Source organism: Pseudomonas sp. AF32 (genome assembly GCF_022342325.2).
Classification (GTDB): Bacteria; Pseudomonadota; Gammaproteobacteria; order Pseudomonadales; family Pseudomonadaceae; genus Aquipseudomonas; species Aquipseudomonas uvaldensis.
Genome location: NZ_RQJK02000009.1, coordinates 115,074 through 130,462 on the forward strand (window position 1 = coordinate 115,074; position 15,389 = coordinate 130,462).

Annotated in this window: 11 protein-coding genes; 6 read left to right on the forward strand and 5 right to left on the reverse strand. The window is 63.0% G+C overall.

What is annotated here, in order from left to right:
- Positions 1-11: 11 nt before the first annotated feature.
- From EGM97_RS10875 to EGM97_RS10890, 4 genes are all read left to right on the forward strand, one after another.
- Entirely contained in the window at positions 12-794 is a 783-nt protein-coding gene (locus tag EGM97_RS10875) for a MetQ/NlpA family ABC transporter substrate-binding protein (RefSeq protein ID WP_238962452.1), read from the forward strand.
- Between the two features lie 411 nt (positions 795-1,205).
- Positions 1,206-2,309: an efflux RND transporter periplasmic adaptor subunit gene (locus EGM97_RS10880; RefSeq protein WP_238962453.1), complete on the forward strand. Its 1,104-nt coding sequence runs from the start codon at positions 1,206-1,208 to the stop codon at positions 2,307-2,309.
- Positions 2,306-3,370 (forward strand): efflux RND transporter periplasmic adaptor subunit, encoded by a 1,065-nt coding sequence (locus EGM97_RS10885; RefSeq protein ID WP_238962454.1) that lies wholly within the window; start codon positions 2,306-2,308, stop codon positions 3,368-3,370. The genes EGM97_RS10880 and EGM97_RS10885 overlap by 4 nt, the downstream gene beginning before the upstream one ends.
- A complete protein-coding gene (locus EGM97_RS10890) occupies positions 3,367-6,414 on the forward strand; it encodes an efflux RND transporter permease subunit (protein WP_238962455.1) in 3,048 nt (1,015 codons plus the stop codon). Before EGM97_RS10885 ends, EGM97_RS10890 begins: the two co-directional genes overlap by 4 nt.
- A gap of 133 nt (positions 6,415-6,547) precedes the next feature.
- Here the strand turns inward: EGM97_RS10890 and EGM97_RS10895 are convergent, their stop codons facing one another.
- Positions 6,548-8,761 (reverse strand): heavy metal translocating P-type ATPase, encoded by a 2,214-nt coding sequence (locus EGM97_RS10895; protein WP_238962456.1) that lies wholly within the window; start codon positions 8,759-8,761, stop codon positions 6,548-6,550.
- 85 nt (positions 8,762-8,846) lie between these two features.
- On the opposite strand from EGM97_RS10895, the gene cadR reads away from it, so the two are divergent.
- Positions 8,847-9,293: a Cd(II)/Pb(II)-responsive transcriptional regulator gene (gene cadR, locus EGM97_RS10900; RefSeq protein WP_238962457.1), complete on the forward strand. Its 447-nt coding sequence runs from the start codon at positions 8,847-8,849 to the stop codon at positions 9,291-9,293.
- A gap of 68 nt (positions 9,294-9,361) precedes the next feature.
- Here cadR and EGM97_RS10905 read toward each other — a convergent pair whose 3' ends face one another.
- The 3 genes from EGM97_RS10905 to EGM97_RS10915 all read right to left on the reverse strand — a co-directional run bounded on the left by EGM97_RS10905 (position 9,362) and on the right by EGM97_RS10915 (position 12,040).
- Positions 9,362-10,333 (reverse strand): thymidylate synthase, encoded by a 972-nt coding sequence (locus tag EGM97_RS10905; RefSeq protein ID WP_238962458.1) that lies wholly within the window; start codon positions 10,331-10,333, stop codon positions 9,362-9,364.
- 46 nt (positions 10,334-10,379) lie between these two features.
- The gene (lgt, locus tag EGM97_RS10910) at positions 10,380-11,189 is read right to left on the reverse strand and encodes a prolipoprotein diacylglyceryl transferase (RefSeq protein ID WP_238962459.1); all 810 of its coding nucleotides are present in this window, start codon (positions 11,187-11,189) and stop codon (positions 10,380-10,382) included.
- A gap of 68 nt (positions 11,190-11,257) precedes the next feature.
- Positions 11,258-12,040, reverse strand: a complete 783-nt coding sequence (locus EGM97_RS10915) for a sulfite exporter TauE/SafE family protein (protein WP_238962460.1) — start codon at positions 12,038-12,040, stop codon at positions 11,258-11,260.
- Positions 12,041-12,331: 291 nt separating this feature from the next.
- Between EGM97_RS10915 and EGM97_RS10920 the strand changes: the two genes are divergently transcribed.
- Positions 12,332-13,078, forward strand: a complete 747-nt coding sequence (locus tag EGM97_RS10920; RefSeq protein WP_238962461.1) for an NRDE family protein — start codon at positions 12,332-12,334, stop codon at positions 13,076-13,078.
- Between the two features lie 20 nt (positions 13,079-13,098).
- Here EGM97_RS10920 and ptsP read toward each other — a convergent pair whose 3' ends face one another.
- The gene (ptsP, locus tag EGM97_RS10925) at positions 13,099-15,378 is read right to left on the reverse strand and encodes a phosphoenolpyruvate--protein phosphotransferase (RefSeq protein WP_238962462.1); all 2,280 of its coding nucleotides are present in this window, start codon (positions 15,376-15,378) and stop codon (positions 13,099-13,101) included.
- Positions 15,379-15,389: the final 11 nt, after the last annotated feature.

A 15,389-nucleotide genomic window follows, 5' to 3' on the forward strand; every position in this document is an offset into this window, starting at 1 on the left:
AAGGACACTGCATGAAAAAGGTTCTGTTGTTCACCGCATTGGCGGCAGCCCTGACCTCGGGCCTGACCCAGGCGGCGGATAAATTGGTGGTAGCGGCAACACCGGTGCCACACGCTGAAATCCTCGAACTGATCAAGCCGGCTCTGGCCAAGGAAGGCGTCGACCTGCAGGTCAAGGTTTTCACCGACTACGTCCAGCCCAACGTACAGGTAGACCAGAAGCGCCTGGACGCCAACTACTTCCAGACCCTGCCGTACCTGAAGAACTTCAACGAAGGCAAAGGCACGAATCTGGTGACTGTGATAGGCGTTCACGTCGAACCGTTCGGTGGCTATTCAAAGAAGTATAAAAACCTGGCCGATCTGCCAAACGGCGCGACCATCGCGCTGCCTAACGAAGGCAGCAACAGCGGGCGTGCTCTGCTTCTGCTGCAGAAGGCTGGCCTGATCGAGCTCAAGGATCCGAAAAACGCCCTGGCCACGCCGAAAGACGTCGCCAAGAACCCGCACAACTTCAAGTTCAAGGAACTGGAATCGGCCATGCTGCCGCGGGTTCTGGACCAGGTTGACCTGGATCTGATCAACACCAACTATGCTCTGGAAGCGGGTCTTAACCCAGCCAAGGATGCCCTGGTGATCGAAGGTTCGGATTCGCCCTACGTCAACTTCCTGGTGGCCCGTCCTGACAACAAGGACAACCCGGCCATCCAGAAACTGGCCAAGGCCCTGACCAGTCCTGAAGTGAAAGCCTTCATCGAGAAGAAATACAGCGGCGCGGTACTGCCGGCGTTCTGATCGGACAACGTATTAAAAAACGCCGACGGCTTTACCAGCGTCGGCGTTTTTTTATGCAAGCGCTTTGGCTACACGGGGTGTCTCTTCAACGCCCGGCGCAGCGCTACCAGCAGTTTGACGATGTCTTGTGGGTCGAGGGTCTGCGGGGCTTTAACGTCAGCCATTCTTATCTTCCTTGTGGGGGGCTCAGGGAGTCTGGCCATAAGCTGCGGTTCCTTGGAGAGGTTCATGGAACCTGTCCCGCAGCATCAGGAAAAATAGCCTGCTTGCGGAGCCGCTGCAAATACCGTCGATCGCTGCGCCACGCTTCGCTCGATACGCCTACAGTGGAACTGTGCGTGCGTTGAACCCTGTTCTAAGCTCACAGTCGTATCCGTCACTGGCACGTCCGTACAACGCAAAGGAGTCTGCATGGCTGGTCCCCGAATCAAACTGGTTGTTGGCTTGGGTTTTTGCGTGTTGTTGGCGGGATGCGGTGACGAAAAGCCCGGGGAAAAAGCGTTGCCGCGGGTGTTCGTACAGCAGGCCATGCCCACCGAGTATGCGGCCTCGGTGACCCTGACCGGCGACGTCCAGGCTCGGGTGAAAACAGACCTGTCGTTCCGCGTGGGCGGCAAGATCATCGAACGCAAGGTCGACGTGGGCGACCGTGTCTCGGCCCGGCAGGTACTGGCCCGGCTCGACCCGCGGGACTTGCAGACCAATGTCGACTCCGCCGAGGCCCAGGTGGCCGCCGAACAGGCGCGGGTCAAGCAGAGTGCGGCGGCGTTCGTGCGCCAGCAGAAGCTCTTGCCCAAGGGCTACACCAGCCAGAGCGAATACGACGCGGCCCAGGCGCAACTGCGCAGCAGCCAAAGTGCATTGACGGCTGCCCAGGCTCAACTGGCCAATGCGCGGGAGCAATTGAGCTACACCGCATTGATTGCCGACGCCCCGGGTATCATCACGGCGCGGCAGGCGGAGGTCGGTCAGGTGGTACAGGCCACTGAGCCGATTTTCAGCCTGGCCCGCGATGGCGAGCGTGATGCGGTGTTCAACATCTACGAATCCTTGCTGAGCGAGCCGCCCTCGGATCCGGCGATTGTCATCAGCCTGTTGGACAACCCCGCGATCCAGACCACCGGCAAGGTGCGCGAAATCACCCCGGCGGTGTCCGCCGAGACCGGCACCGTGCAGGTCAAGGTCACCCTCGACGATCTGCCCGAAGGCATGCGCCTGGGGTCGGTGGTCAGTGCCACCGCCAAGTCCGCCGGCAAGACTGCGGTGGAGCTGCCATGGTCAGCCTTGACCAAGGACCTCCGGGAGCCGGCCGTGTGGCTGGTGGACGGCGAGGGCAGGGCACAATTGCGAACCGTCACCGTCGGGCGCTACCTGACCGGCAAGGTCATCATCAGCGACGGCCTCAAGGGCGGCGAAAAAGTGGTCACCGCCGGCGGGCAATTGCTGCACCCCGGCGTACGGGTCGAGATTGCCGAAAATACCTATGAAAAACCCCCGACAGGAGCCCAGCCATGAAGCGCTTGTGGATGATCTCGGCCGGGTTGTTGCTCGTGGCCTGTTCGAAAGAAGAAGCGCCGCCGGAGCCGGTGCGCCCGGTATTGTCAGTTGAGGTCCGGGCCTTGGATCAACAGGCGCTGGGACGGTTCGCCGGCAATATCCAGGCACGTTATGAAAGCAACGTCGGTTTCCGTGTGCCGGGACGGATCGCCAGCCGCAACGTCGATGTCGGTGCCGAAGTGAAGAAGGGCGACCTGCTCGCCACCCTCGATCCCACCGATCAGCAGAACCAGCTGCGCGCCGCCCAGGGCGACCTGGCGCGGATCGAGGCGCAGTACATCAATGCCCAGGCCAATGCCCGTCGGCAACAGCAACTGTTCGACCGGGGCGTCGGTGCCCAGGCGCAGTTGGATATGGCCCAGACCGAGCTGAAAACCACCGGGGCCTCCCTGGAACAGGCCCGGGCCGCCGTGGAGCAGGCCCGCGACCAACTCAACTACAGCGAACTGCGGACCGACCATGACGCCATCGTTACCGCCTGGAACGCCGAGGCCGGGCAAGTGGTGACAGCCGGCCAGCAAGTGGTGACCCTGGCGCGACCGGACGTCAAGGAGGCGGTGATCGACCTGCCGGCCGGGCTGGCCGAGCGTCTGCCCGAGGACGTGGTGTTCGAGGTCAGCGCGCAACTGGACCCGGCCACCCGCACCACCGCCATCGTGCGTGAGATCGAGCCCCAGGCCCAGAGCGCTACCCGCACCCGCCGGGCGCGCCTGACCCTCACCGATACCCCGCCGGGCCTGCGTCTGGGCACGGCCATCAGCGTGACCCTGAGCTCGGCCATCGAACCACGGATCGAACTGCCGCTCAGTGCCTTGCAAGAGGTCGATGGCAAGGCTCGGATCTGGCTCGTCGACCCGCAGAGCCAGACCGTCTCGCCCCGTGATGTGCGCATCCTTGAGCGATCGGCCGACACGGTACTGGTGGCCAACGGCATCAAGCCCGGCGACCGCGTGGTCAGCGCCGGCGTGAACAGCCTCCAGCCGGGGCAGAAAGTGAAACTTGACGAGGACGCACGATGAAAGGGCCCTTTAACCTCTCCGAATGGGCCCTGCGGCATCAGTCATTCGTCTGGTACCTGATGTTCGTTGCGCTGCTGATGGGCGTGTTTTCCTACATGAACCTGGGGCGCGAGGAAGACCCGTCGTTCACCATCAAGACCATGATCATCCAGACGCGCTGGCCCGGCGCAACCCAGGAGGAAACCCTCAAGCAGGTCACCGACCGCATCGAGAAGAAACTCGAGGAGCTCGATTCCCTCGATTATGTGAAAAGCTACACCCGGCCCGGGGAGTCGACGGTGTTCGTGTATCTGCGCGATACCACCAGCGCCAAGGACATTCCCGAGATCTGGTACCAGGTGCGCAAGAAGATCAACGACATTCGCGGTGACTTTCCCGAGGGCTTGCAAGGACCTGGGTTCAACGATGAGTTCGGCGACGTCTATGGTTCGGTGTATGCCTTTACCGGCGATGGCCTGTCGATGCGCCAGTTGCGTGACTACGTGGAGCAAGTGCGTGCCGAGATCCGCGATGTGCCCGGTCTGGGCAAGGTGGAAATGATCGGCGAGCAGAACGAGGTGCTGTACCTGAACTTCTCCACGCGCAAGCTCGCCGCCCTGGGCATCGACCAGCGCCAGGTGGTGCAGAGCCTGCAATCGCAGAACGCAGTGACCCCCGCCGGGGTGATCGATGCCGGCCCCGAGCGTATTTCCGTGCGCACCTCGGGGCAGTTCCAGTCGGAGAAAGACCTGGCCAACGTCAACTTGCGGCTCAATGACCGCTTCTATCGACTGGCCGACATCGCCGAGATCAGCCGCGGTTACGTCGACCCCGCCACGCCGATGTTTCGTTTCAATGGCACACCGGCGATTGGCCTGGCCATCGCCATGAAGAAGGGCGGCAACATCCAGGAATTCGGCAAGGCCCTGCACGCGCGCATGAACGAACTGACCGCCGACCTGCCGGTGGGCGTCGGCGTGCACACGGTGTCGGATCAGGCCGAAGTGGTGAAGGAGGCGGTGGGCGGCTTCACCAGTGCCTTGTTCGAGGCGGTGGTGATCGTACTGGTGGTCAGTTTCATCAGCCTGGGCATCCGCGCCGGGCTGGTGGTGGCCTGCTCGATTCCGCTGGTGCTGGCGATGGTCTTCCTGTTCATGGAGTACAGCGGCATCACCATGCAGCGGATCTCCCTCGGTGCGTTGATCATCGCCCTCGGCCTGCTGGTGGACGACGCGATGATCACCGTGGAGATGATGGTCACGCGCCTTGAAAAAGGCGAAACCAAGGAACAGGCCGCCACGTTCGCCTATACCTCGACTGCATTCCCGATGCTCACCGGGACCCTGGTGACCGTGGCGGGTTTCGTGCCCATCGGCCTGAACGCCAGCTCCGCCGGCGAATACACCTTTACCCTGTTCGCGGTGATCGCCGTGGCGATGCTGGTGTCGTGGGTCGTCGCGGTGCTGTTTGCCCCGGTGATCGGCGTGCATATCCTCAGCACCAACGTAAAACCCCACGACAAGGAGCCAGGGCGGATCGGTCGGGCGTTCAACGGTGGTCTGCTGTGGGCGATGCGCAACCGCTGGTGGGCCATCGGCATCACCGTGCTGCTGTTCGTGCTGTCGGTGTTCTGTATGCGTTTCGTGCAGAACCAGTTCTTTCCCTCTTCGGACCGGCCGGAGATCCTGGTGGACCTCAACCTGCCGCAAAACGCTTCGATGGATGAAACCCGCAAGGCCGTCGACCGCCTGGAAGCGACCCTCAAGGACGATCCGGACATCGCGCGCTGGAGCACCTACATCGGTGAGGGCGCGATTCGTTTCTACCTGCCGCTGGACCAGCAACTGCAGAACCCGTACTACGCGCAGTTGGTGATCGTCAGCAAGGGCCTGGAGTCGCGTACGGCACTCACCGAGCGTCTGCAAAAGCGTCTGCGCGAAGACTTCGTCGGAATTGGCAGCTACGTGCAGTCGCTGGAAATGGGGCCACCGGTGGGACGGCCGATTCAGTATCGGGTCAGTGGCAAGGACATCGATCAGGTGCGCAAGCACGCCATCGAACTGGCCACTGAGTTGGACAAGAACTCGCACATCGGCGAAATCATTTACGACTGGAACGAGCCGGGCAAGGTACTGCGCGTCGACATCGCCCAGGACAAGGCTCGGCAACTGGGCTTGTCTTCCGAGGACGTCGCCCGGTTGATGAACAGCATCGTCAGTGGGTCGCCGGTGACTCAGGTTGACGATGATATCTACCTGATCAACGTCGTCGGGCGTGCCGAGGATGCTGAACGTGGGTCGCCGGAAACCCTGCAGAACCTGCAGATCGTCACCCCAAGCGGGACCTCGATTCCGCTGCTGGCATTCGCCACCGTGCGCTATGAACTGGAGCAACCCTTGGTGTGGCGGCGTGACCGTAAGCCGACCATCACCATCAAGGCCGCCGTGCGCGATGAAATCCAACCCACCGACCTGGTGAAGCAACTGCAACCGGACATCGATAAATTCGCCGCCGGCCTGCCGGTGGGCTACAAGGTCGCCACCGGCGGTACCGTGGAAGAGAGCAGCAAGGCCCAGGGCCCGATTGCCAGCGTCGTGCCGCTGATGCTGTTTTTGATGGCGACGTTCCTGATGATCCAACTGCACAGCGTGCAGAAGCTGTTCCTGGTGGCGAGTGTCGCGCCCCTCGGCTTGATCGGCGTGGTGCTGGCGCTGGTGCCGACGGGCACGCCCATGGGCTTTGTGGCGATCCTCGGGATCCTCGCGTTGATCGGCATCATCATCCGTAACTCGGTGATCCTGGTGACCCAGATCGATGAGTATGAGCGTGCCGGCTACACGCCTTGGGACGCCGTGGTGGAAGCCACCGAGCACCGACGCCGGCCGATCCTGTTGACGGCGGCCGCGGCGAGCCTGGGGATGATCCCCATTGCGCGGGAGGTGTTCTGGGGGCCCATGGCCTACGCAATGATTGGCGGGATCATCATTGCGACCCTGCTGACCTTGTTGTTCCTGCCAGCGCTGTATGTGGCCTGGTACAGGATTCGCGAGCCGCAGCGCGATTGAGGGGGGCTGCCATGCAGCCCATCGCGAGCAGGCTCGCTCCCACAGGGATTGCGGTGATCAACATTTTCGTGAACAACCGAGATCCAATGTGGGAGCCTGCTCGCGATGAGGCCAGCCCTGTCAGCCTGGTTTTTTACTTACGCAACAACCGCAACCCATTGAACACCACCAGCAAGCTCACCCCCATGTCGGCAAACACCGCCATCCACAGGGTGGCGAATCCGGTGAAGGTCACGCCGAGAAAGATCGCCTTCACCACCAGGGCCAGGGCGATGTTCTGCTTGAGGATGGCCGAGGTTTGTCGGGACAGCCGAATGAAGGCGGGGATCTTGCGCAGGTCGTCGTCCATCAGGGCGACGTCGGCCGTTTCGATGGCGGTATCGGTGCCGGCGGCCGCCATGGCGAAGCCGATCTCCGCACGGGCCAGGGCAGGGGCGTCGTTGATACCGTCGCCGACCATGCCGACGCGATGCCCTTTGGCGTACAAGTCCTCGATGGCCCGCAGTTTGTCTTCCGGCAACAAGTCACCCCGGGCCTGATCCATGCCCACCTCCCCGGCAATCGCCTCGGCGGTATGGGCGTTGTCGCCGGTAAGCATCAGGGTCTTGATGCCCAGGTCGTGCAATTGCCGGATGGCTTCGCGGCTGGAGTCCTTCACCGTGTCGGCCACGGCGAACAAGGCCAGTGGGCCCGAGCGGTCGAGCAGCAGCACCACAGACTTGCCCTGTTTTTCCAGGGCGAAGAGTCGCTCTTCCAGTTCTGGCGAGCACAGGCCCAGGTCTTCCACCAGGCGATGATTGCCCAAGTGATAAGTCGTGCCGTCGATATCGCCACGCACACCGCGTCCTGGTAATGCCTCGAAGTTATCCACAACCTGCGGTGTCAGTGGTTTATCCACAGCCGCTATCGCTTTTGACACTGGATGGTCGGAGCGGGCGGCGAGGCTGGCGGCCAGGGCCGGCGCGGTGGTTTCCATCGTCGGGTCCAGCGGCAGGTAATCGGTTTGCACCGGTTTGCCGTGGGTGATCGTGCCAGTCTTGTCCAGTGCCAGGTAATCCAGTTTGTAACCGCCCTCCAGATACACGCCGCCCTTGACCAGGATGCCCTTGCGCGCCGCTGCGGCGAGGCCGCTGACGATGCTCACCGGGGTGGAAATCACCAGCGCGCAAGGACAGGCCACCACCAGCAACACCAGCGCCCGGTAAATCCAGTCGAACCACGCTGCTGCCATGAACAGCGGCGGGATGACGGCCACCGCCAGTGCCAGGGCGAACACTGCCGGAGTGTAGATTTTTGAGAATTGATCGACGAAGCGCTGGGTCGGTGCCCGTGAACCCTGGGCTTGTTCCACGGCGTGGATGATCCGGGCCAGGGTGGAATGCTCGGCCTTCGCCGTCACGGTGTATTCCAGCTCACCGGCCTGGTTGATCGTGCCGGCGAACACCTTGTCGCCCACGGTTTTCTCCACCGGCAGGCTTTCGCCGGTGATGGGCGCCTGGTCGATAGTGGATCGACCGGCCACCACATCACCATCCAGACCAACGCGCTCACCGGGGCGAACCCGCACCCGCGCCCCTGGAGCGATGGTCTTGACCTCCTGCACTTGCCAGGCGCCATCGGCCTGTTGCACGGTGGCCTGTTCCGGCGCCATCTGCATCAAGCCGCTGATGGCATTGCGCGCTCGGTCAAGGGATTTGGCTTCGATCAGTTCGGCCACGGTGAACAGGAACATCACCATCGCAGCTTCCGGCCATTGACCGATCAACACCGCGCCGGTCACGGCGATGCTCATCAGGGCGTTGATGTTCAAATTGAGGTTCTTGAGGGCGATCCAGCCTTTCTTGTACGTACCGAGGCCGCCGCTGAGGATCGAAACCAAGGCGATGATGGCGACCACCCAATTCGGTGCTGCACCCGTGAAATGGATCACTTCGGCGCCCAACGCGGTGACACCGGACAGCGCCAGCGGCCACCAGGGTTTGGTCGGGGCGGGCAGACTGGCGGTTTCTTTCTCCTGGCCCGGCGTCAGTGGCTCGGCTTGCATGCCCAGGGACTTGATCGCCTCGATGATCGGCGTGTCGTCAGGCAGCGCGTGGGTCACGCCGAGTACGCGGTTGATCAGGTTGAATTCCAGCCGCTGCACGCCTTCAAGCTTGCCGAGCTTGTTCTGGATCAGCGTCTGTTCGGTGGGGCAGTCCATGGCTTCGATGCGAAAACTGCTCTGGCGCGAACCTTTCGTCGGCACTTTGCCAAGATCGATGACCGCCGGGGGCGCCTTCGAGGCGCAGCAGGCGTGCCCATGGTCATGGCCGTGGCCGGGTTTGTGGGTATGGAGGGAATCGCTCATCAGTGACATCCATGAAAAGTACCTGTTGCGCAGTAAAGACCCTGTAGCCACTATAGGGTCAAGCACTTGTTCTGGAGACAGCATCATGAAAATCGGAGAACTGGCCAGGCTCACCGACTGCCAGGTCGAAACGATCCGCTACTACGAACGCGAAGGCCTGCTGCCGGAGCCGGCCCGCAGCGACGGCAACTACCGTGTCTATACCCAGGCCCATGCCGAGCGGCTGACGTTCATCCGCAACTGCCGCACCCTGGACATGACCCTGGAGGAAATCCGCAGCCTCCTGGCCCTGCGCGACAGCCCTCAGGACCAGTGCGAAAGCGTCAATGCACTGATTGACGAGCACATCCTCCACGTCAAGGCCCGCATCGACGGCCTGCTGGCCTTGCAGGCACAACTGATCGACCTGCGCCATCGCTGCGGCGAGGGACCAGACCCGGATCAATGCGGGATCTTGCAGCGCCTGGAAGTGAGCGGGGCGGTGGCGCCGGAGGTGGAGCACTCACATGTGGGCAGGAGTCATGGGCATTGAGGGCCTTGAACCCTAAGGAAATCCAATGTGGGAGCGGGCTTGCTCCCACAGTAGAGAGGCGTCGGGGCTCAGACCGCCATCGGCGCGGTCATCGGCGCATGGTGCTGGTAGCCTTCGAGGGAGAAGTCGCTCGGCTCCACCAGTTCCAGCCACTCCGGCTGGTAAACGCCGGTCTTGGCAAACTCCGGCACGCGCTCGGAAATCACCAGTTTGGGCATCGGGAACGGCTCGCGCTTGAGCTGTTCATTGAGCATGTCCAGGTGGTTTTCGTAGACGTGGGCGTCGCCGATGAAATAGGTGAACCAGCGCGGTGTGTAGCCGGTCAGGCGACCGATCAGGCTCAGCAAGGCGGCGCCTTCGGTGAGGTTGAACGGCGTGCCCAGGCCCAGGTCGTTGGAGCGGATGTAGAGGGTCAGGGAAATTTCCTTTGTCTCGACATTCGGGTGGAACTGATAGAGCAGATGGCACGGTGGCAGGGCCATTTCGTCGAGTTGGGCGCAGTTCCAGCCGTGGAACAGGATGCGCCGGCTGCCCGGGTCCTTGATGATGGTGTCGACGCACTGGCGCACCTGGTCGATGGCCTTGTACAGCACCACGTAGGCCTGGCCGTTTTCTTCGCCTTCGGCGATCTGCCGGTAGCCCTGGGCCAGGGTCTGTTCGATGGCCGCCGGATTGTTCAGGGGGATCTGCTTGTAGGCCGGCCACTTGCGCCACTGTACGCCGTAGATCTCGCCCAGGTCGTCTTCGCCCTGGCGGAACGGGTTGGCCAGCCACTGGGCGTTCTCGTTGGCGTTCTGATCCCAGACCTTGCAGCCCAGGGCGCGGAATTCGGCGGCGTTGTTAACCCCACGCAGGAAACCGCACATCTCGCCGATCGCCGATTTGAAGGCCAGCTTGCGGGTGGTGATGGCCGGGAAACCGTCCTTCAAGTCATAGCGCAGCATGGCGCCCGGGAAACTGATGGTGTTCACGCCCGTACGGTTGGCTTGCTTGGTGCCGTTCTTGATGACGTGGGCCACCAGATCAAGATATTGCTTCATGGGTTACCTGTGTCCTTGAACCCGGAGCGGCGCCCCGGGGTTCGAATTAAGCCTTGGCCGCTGCTGCCGGCGCGCGGTGATAAGCCAGCCAGATCAGTACCAGTCCACCGATGATCATCGGCAGGCACAGTACCTGGCCCATGGTCAGCCAGTTCCAGGCCAGATAGCCGAGCTGTGCGTCCGGCACGCGAACGAATTCAACGATGAACCGGAAGATCCCGTAGAACAGCGCGAACATGCCCGACACCGCCATGGTCGGCCGTGGTTTGCGCGAGAACAGCCAGAGAATCAGGAACAATGCCACGCCTTCGAGGGCGAACTGATAAAGCTGCGACGGATGGCGTGGCAACTGCGCCGGATCGCTGAACGGCGGGAAGACCATCGCCCACGGCACGTCGGTCGGCTTGCCCCACAATTCGGCGTTGATGAAGTTACCGATGCGCCCGGCGCCCAGGCCGATCGGCACCATGGGGGCGACGAAGTCCATCAGCTCGAAGAACGACTTGTTGTTGCGCTTGCCGAACCAGACCGCCGCCAGCATCACGCCGATGAAACCGCCGTGGAACGACATGCCGCCCTTCCAGACCTCGAAGATCAGCGTCGGGTTGGCCAGGTAGGCGCTCAGGTCGTAAAACAGCACATAGCCCAGGCGTCCGCCGACGATCACGCCCATGGACAGCCAGAACACCAGATCGGACAGCTTCTCCTTGTTCCAGGTCGGGTCGAAACGGTTGAGCCGGCGCGACGCCAGCAGCCAGGCGCCGCCGATGCCGACCAGGTACATCAGACCGTACCAGTGGATTTTCAGCGGGCCGATGGCCAGGGCCACCGGATCGATCTGCGGGTAAGGCAGCATGGACATTCCTCGTAAACGTCAAAAATACCCGGGCGACCCTGCCACCTCGGGATTAAGCCAGGATTGCGTCAGAACAGGAAACTTACGCCAACGCAGAACAGCAAAGCGGCGAACAACCGCTTGAGCAAGCGCGGCGACAAGCGATGGGCCAGCCGCGCGCCGAAGCGGGCGAAGACCATGCTGGTCAGGGCGATGCCCAGCAGCGCCGGCAAATACACAAAACCGAGACTATGGGCCGGCAACAGCGGGTCACGCCACCCCAGAATCATGAAACTTGCGGCACTGACCAAGGCAATCGGCAAGCCACAGGCCGAAGAGGTCGCCACCGCCTGTTGCATCGGCACACTGCGCCAGGTCAGGAACGGCACGGTCAGCGAGCCGCCGCCGATGCCGAAGATCGCCGAGGCCCAGCCGATCACCGAGCCGGCCAGGGTCAGCCCGGCCTTGCCCGGTACCGTGCGGCTGGCCTTGGGCTTGAGATCCAGGCCCAGCTGCGCGGCAACGATCAGGGCGAACACGCCGATGATCTTCTGCAAGTGCGGGCCGGCAATCGCTTCGGCGGTGATGGCACCGAATCCGGCGCCGATCAGGATTCCCAAGGTCATCCAGGTGAAAATCGGCCAGCGCACCGCGCCTTTGCGCTGATGCTCGCGCACGGCATTGACCGAGGTAAAGATGATCGACGCCAGGGACGTGCCGACGGCCAGATGCGTCAACACCTGCGGGTCGAAGCCCTGCAAGGTGAAACTGAACACCAGCACCGGGACAATGATGATCCCGCCCCCCACGCCGAACAGCCCGGCCAGCACACCGGCGCAGGCGCCGAGCAGCAGATAGAGCACAAATTCCACCAACGTCTCCCCGCCCATCCCCGAAACAAGAGCGGCATGGTAACGGATCCATGGCCTCGGGCTCCACTGAAGGCGATGGATGCGCGGGCGATGTGTCGGTTAGAGTGGAACGTCAATCCGATACAAAACCCTGTGGCGAGGGGATTTATCCCCGTCGGGGCGCGAAGCGGCCCTGAAACCGGGCACCTCGGTGTGCCAGATAGATCGCTTTGGGGCTGCTGCGCAGCCCAGCGGGGATAAATCCCCTCGCCACAGGAACTGTGCTGGGTCTTGTTTAACGGGGACTACCTGATGTGCCTGATCGTATTTGCCTGGCGCCCCGGCCATGACCGGCCGCTGATCGTGGCGGCCAACCGCGACGAGTTCTACGCAAGACCGACCCTGCCCCTGGCGCAGTGGGAAGATGCGCCTGATGTCTATGCCGGCCGCGACCTTGAGGCTGGCGGCACCTGGCTTGGCATGAGTGCCGGCGGTCGCTTTGCGGCCCTGACCAACATCCGCGATCCAGGTCAGCTTCCGGCGCTCAAGTCGCGCGGCGAACTGGTGGCGCGGTTTCTCACGGGGCATCTGCCGATTGCTGACTACCTGAGTGAAGTGGTGCCCCGCGCTGCGGAGTACGGCGGTTTCAATCTGTTGCTCGGCGACGGCACCGAGCTGTGGCACTACCACGCCCGCGATGCGCGGCCCCAACGCCTGACCGAAGGCCTCTACGGTTTATCGAACGCCGGGTTGAACACGCCGTGGCCAAAACTGCTCAAGGCACGTGCGGCGCTAGGCGAGGTGCTGGACGATCCGCAGCCACAGGCCTTGCTGGCGCTGCTCAACGACCCACACCCGGCTCCGGTGGCGGACTTGCCGGACACTGGCGTGGGGCTGGCGACCGAGACGTTGCTGTCGAGCGTGTTCATTGCCAGCCCGGCTTATGGGACGCGGGCGAGTACGGCGTTGATTGTCCATGCCGATGGGGCGCGGCACATGGTCGAGCGCAGCTTCGGGCCGCATGGGGGGCATTTGGGGGAGGTTGAGGTCAGGGTTTAGTTTTGCGATGAGGCCTCCGGCTAGAGCGTCTTGTTCGAAGCCGGATTGATCATCCGCGCCAGTCCAAGGTTCTTCAGCGCCAGCTGCAAGGAACTGTGGATGACCTGCGGATTATCGATGCTCATCACTTCCGCCAGCAGTTCCTGGGCCTTGCTCAGGTTGATCTGGCGCAGCATCCACTTCACCTTCGGCAAGTTGGTGGCGTTCATCGACAGGCTGTCGAAACCCATCGCCATGAGCAGCACCGCCGCCGCCGGGTCGCCGGCCATTTCGCCGCAGATGCTGACCGGCTTGCCTTCGGCATGGGCGTCGCGGACCACGGTCTGCAGGGCTTGCAGCACCGCCGGGTGCAGGTAGTCGTACAGGTCGGCCACCCGCGGGTTGTTGCGGTCCACGGCCAGCAGATATTGGGTCAGGTCGTTGGAACCCACCGACAGGAAATCCACCTGCCGCGCAAGCTCCCTGGTCTGGTACACCGCCGCCGGAATCTCGATCATCACGCCCACGGGCGGCATCGGCACGTCGGTGCCTTCGTCGCGCACTTCGCCCCAGGCCCGATGAATCAGGTGCAGGGCTTCTTCCAGTTCGTGGATGCCGGAGATCATCGGCAGCAGGATGCGCAGGTTGTTCAGGCCTTCGCTGGCCTTGAGCATGGCGCGGGCCTGGACCAGGAAGATTTCCGGGTGGTCGAGCGTCACGCGAATGCCGCGCCAGCCGAGGAACGGGTTCTCTTCCTTGATCGGGAAGTAGGACAGGGCCTTGTCGCCGCCGATGTCCAGGCTGCGCATGGTCACCGGTTGCGGATGGAACGCGGCCAGTTGCTCACGATAGATCGCCAGTTGTTCCTTCTCGCTGGGGAAGCGCTGGTTGATCATGAAGGGCACTTCGGTGCGGTACAGGCCCACGCCCTCGGCCCCGCGCTTCTGCGCCCGGGCGACGTCGGCGAGTAGGCCGGTGTTGACCCACAATGGCATGCGGTGGCCGTCGGGCGTGACGCAAGGCAGGTCCCGCAGCGCATCCAGGCCCAGGGACAGTTGCTTTTCTTCCTCCACCACATCGGCGAACTGCTTGCGCAACACGTCGCTGGGGTTGGTGTAGACCTCGCCGTGGTAGCCGTCGACGATCATCTGGATGCCGTCGACCTTGGAGTACGGCAGGTCCACCAGGCCCATCACCGTCGGGATGCCCATGGCTCGCGCCAGGATCGCGACGTGGGAGTTGCCCGAACCCAGCACCGAGACCAGGCCCGCCAGCTTGCCTTCGGGCACTTCGCCGAGCATCGCCGGGGTCAGTTCCTCGCTGACCAGGATGGTGTTGTCCGGGTAGACCAGGGTCTGCTGGCGCTCCTGCTGCAGGTAGGCCAGCAGCCGGCGGCCGAGGTCCTTGACGTCGGAGGCACGCTCGCGCAGGTAGGCGTCGTCCATCAGTTCGAAGCGGTTGACGTGGTCGGTCACCACCTGACGCAACGCGCCCTGGGCCCACTGGCCGGTCTTGATGACCGTGGTCACCTCGCTGCCCAGGGAGGCATCGTCGAGCATCATCAGGTAAACGTCGAACAGCGCACGTTCTTCAGGGCGCAACTGTGTAGCGAGTTTTGCCGAGAGGGCGCGCATGTCGGCCCGCACGCCTTCGATGGCGGTCTTGAACAGCGCCAGTTCGGCATCGATATCGCTGATGGCCTTGTCCGGCACCACGTCCAGGTCGGCAGGTGGCAGCATGACCACTGCCGTACCCACCGCTGCGCCCGGCGAGCCCGGCACACCGACGAATTTGGCTTCCTGGATGCCCTTGCCCTGGCGCCCCAGGCCGCTGATCGAGCCGGTGGCCTCGGCGTGGGCGATAACCCCGGCCAGTTGTGCGCTCATGGTCACGAGGAAGGCTTCTTCACCTTCGTCGAACTGGCGGCGCTCTTTTTGCTGGATGACCAACACGCCGACGACACGGCGGTGGTGGATGATCGGTGCGCCGAGGAACGAGGCGTAGCGTTCCTCGCCGGTTTCGGCGAAGTAGCGGTAACGCGGGTGATCCGCGGCATTTTCGAGGTTGAGAGGCTCTTCGCGCGTGCCGACCAGACCGACCAGACCCTCATTGGGCGCCATGCTGACCTTGCCGATGGAGCGCTTGTTCAAGCCCTCGGTGGCCATCAGTACGAAACGGTTGGTCTCGGGGTCCAGCAGGTAGACCGAGCAGACCTGGCTGCCCATGGCCTCTTTGACGCGCAATACAATAATCCCCAACGCCGCCTTGAGATCCTTGGCGGCGTTAACTTCCTGGACGATCTTGCGCAGCGTATTGAGCATGGCTCGGGGTC

Coding starts and splice junctions, on each gene's coding strand:
- EGM97_RS10875 (WP_238962452.1), top strand. CDS start 12: ATGAAAAAGGTTCTGTTGTTCACCGCATTGGCGGCAGCCCTGACCTCG.
- EGM97_RS10880 (WP_238962453.1), top strand. CDS start 1,206: ATGGCTGGTCCCCGAATCAAACTGGTTGTTGGCTTGGGTTTTTGCGTG.
- EGM97_RS10885 (WP_238962454.1), top strand. CDS start 2,306: ATGAAGCGCTTGTGGATGATCTCGGCCGGGTTGTTGCTCGTGGCCTGT.
- EGM97_RS10890 (WP_238962455.1), top strand. CDS start 3,367: ATGAAAGGGCCCTTTAACCTCTCCGAATGGGCCCTGCGGCATCAGTCA.
- EGM97_RS10895 (WP_238962456.1), bottom strand. CDS start 8,761: ATGAGCGATTCCCTCCATACCCACAAACCCGGCCACGGCCATGACCAT.
- cadR (WP_238962457.1), top strand. CDS start 8,847: ATGAAAATCGGAGAACTGGCCAGGCTCACCGACTGCCAGGTCGAAACG.
- EGM97_RS10905 (WP_238962458.1), bottom strand. CDS start 10,333: ATGAAGCAATATCTTGATCTGGTGGCCCACGTCATCAAGAACGGCACC.
- lgt (WP_238962459.1), bottom strand. CDS start 11,189: ATGCTGCCTTACCCGCAGATCGATCCGGTGGCCCTGGCCATCGGCCCG.
- EGM97_RS10920 (WP_238962461.1), top strand. CDS start 12,332: ATGTGCCTGATCGTATTTGCCTGGCGCCCCGGCCATGACCGGCCGCTG.
- ptsP (WP_238962462.1), bottom strand. CDS start 15,378: ATGCTCAATACGCTGCGCAAGATCGTCCAGGAAGTTAACGCCGCCAAG.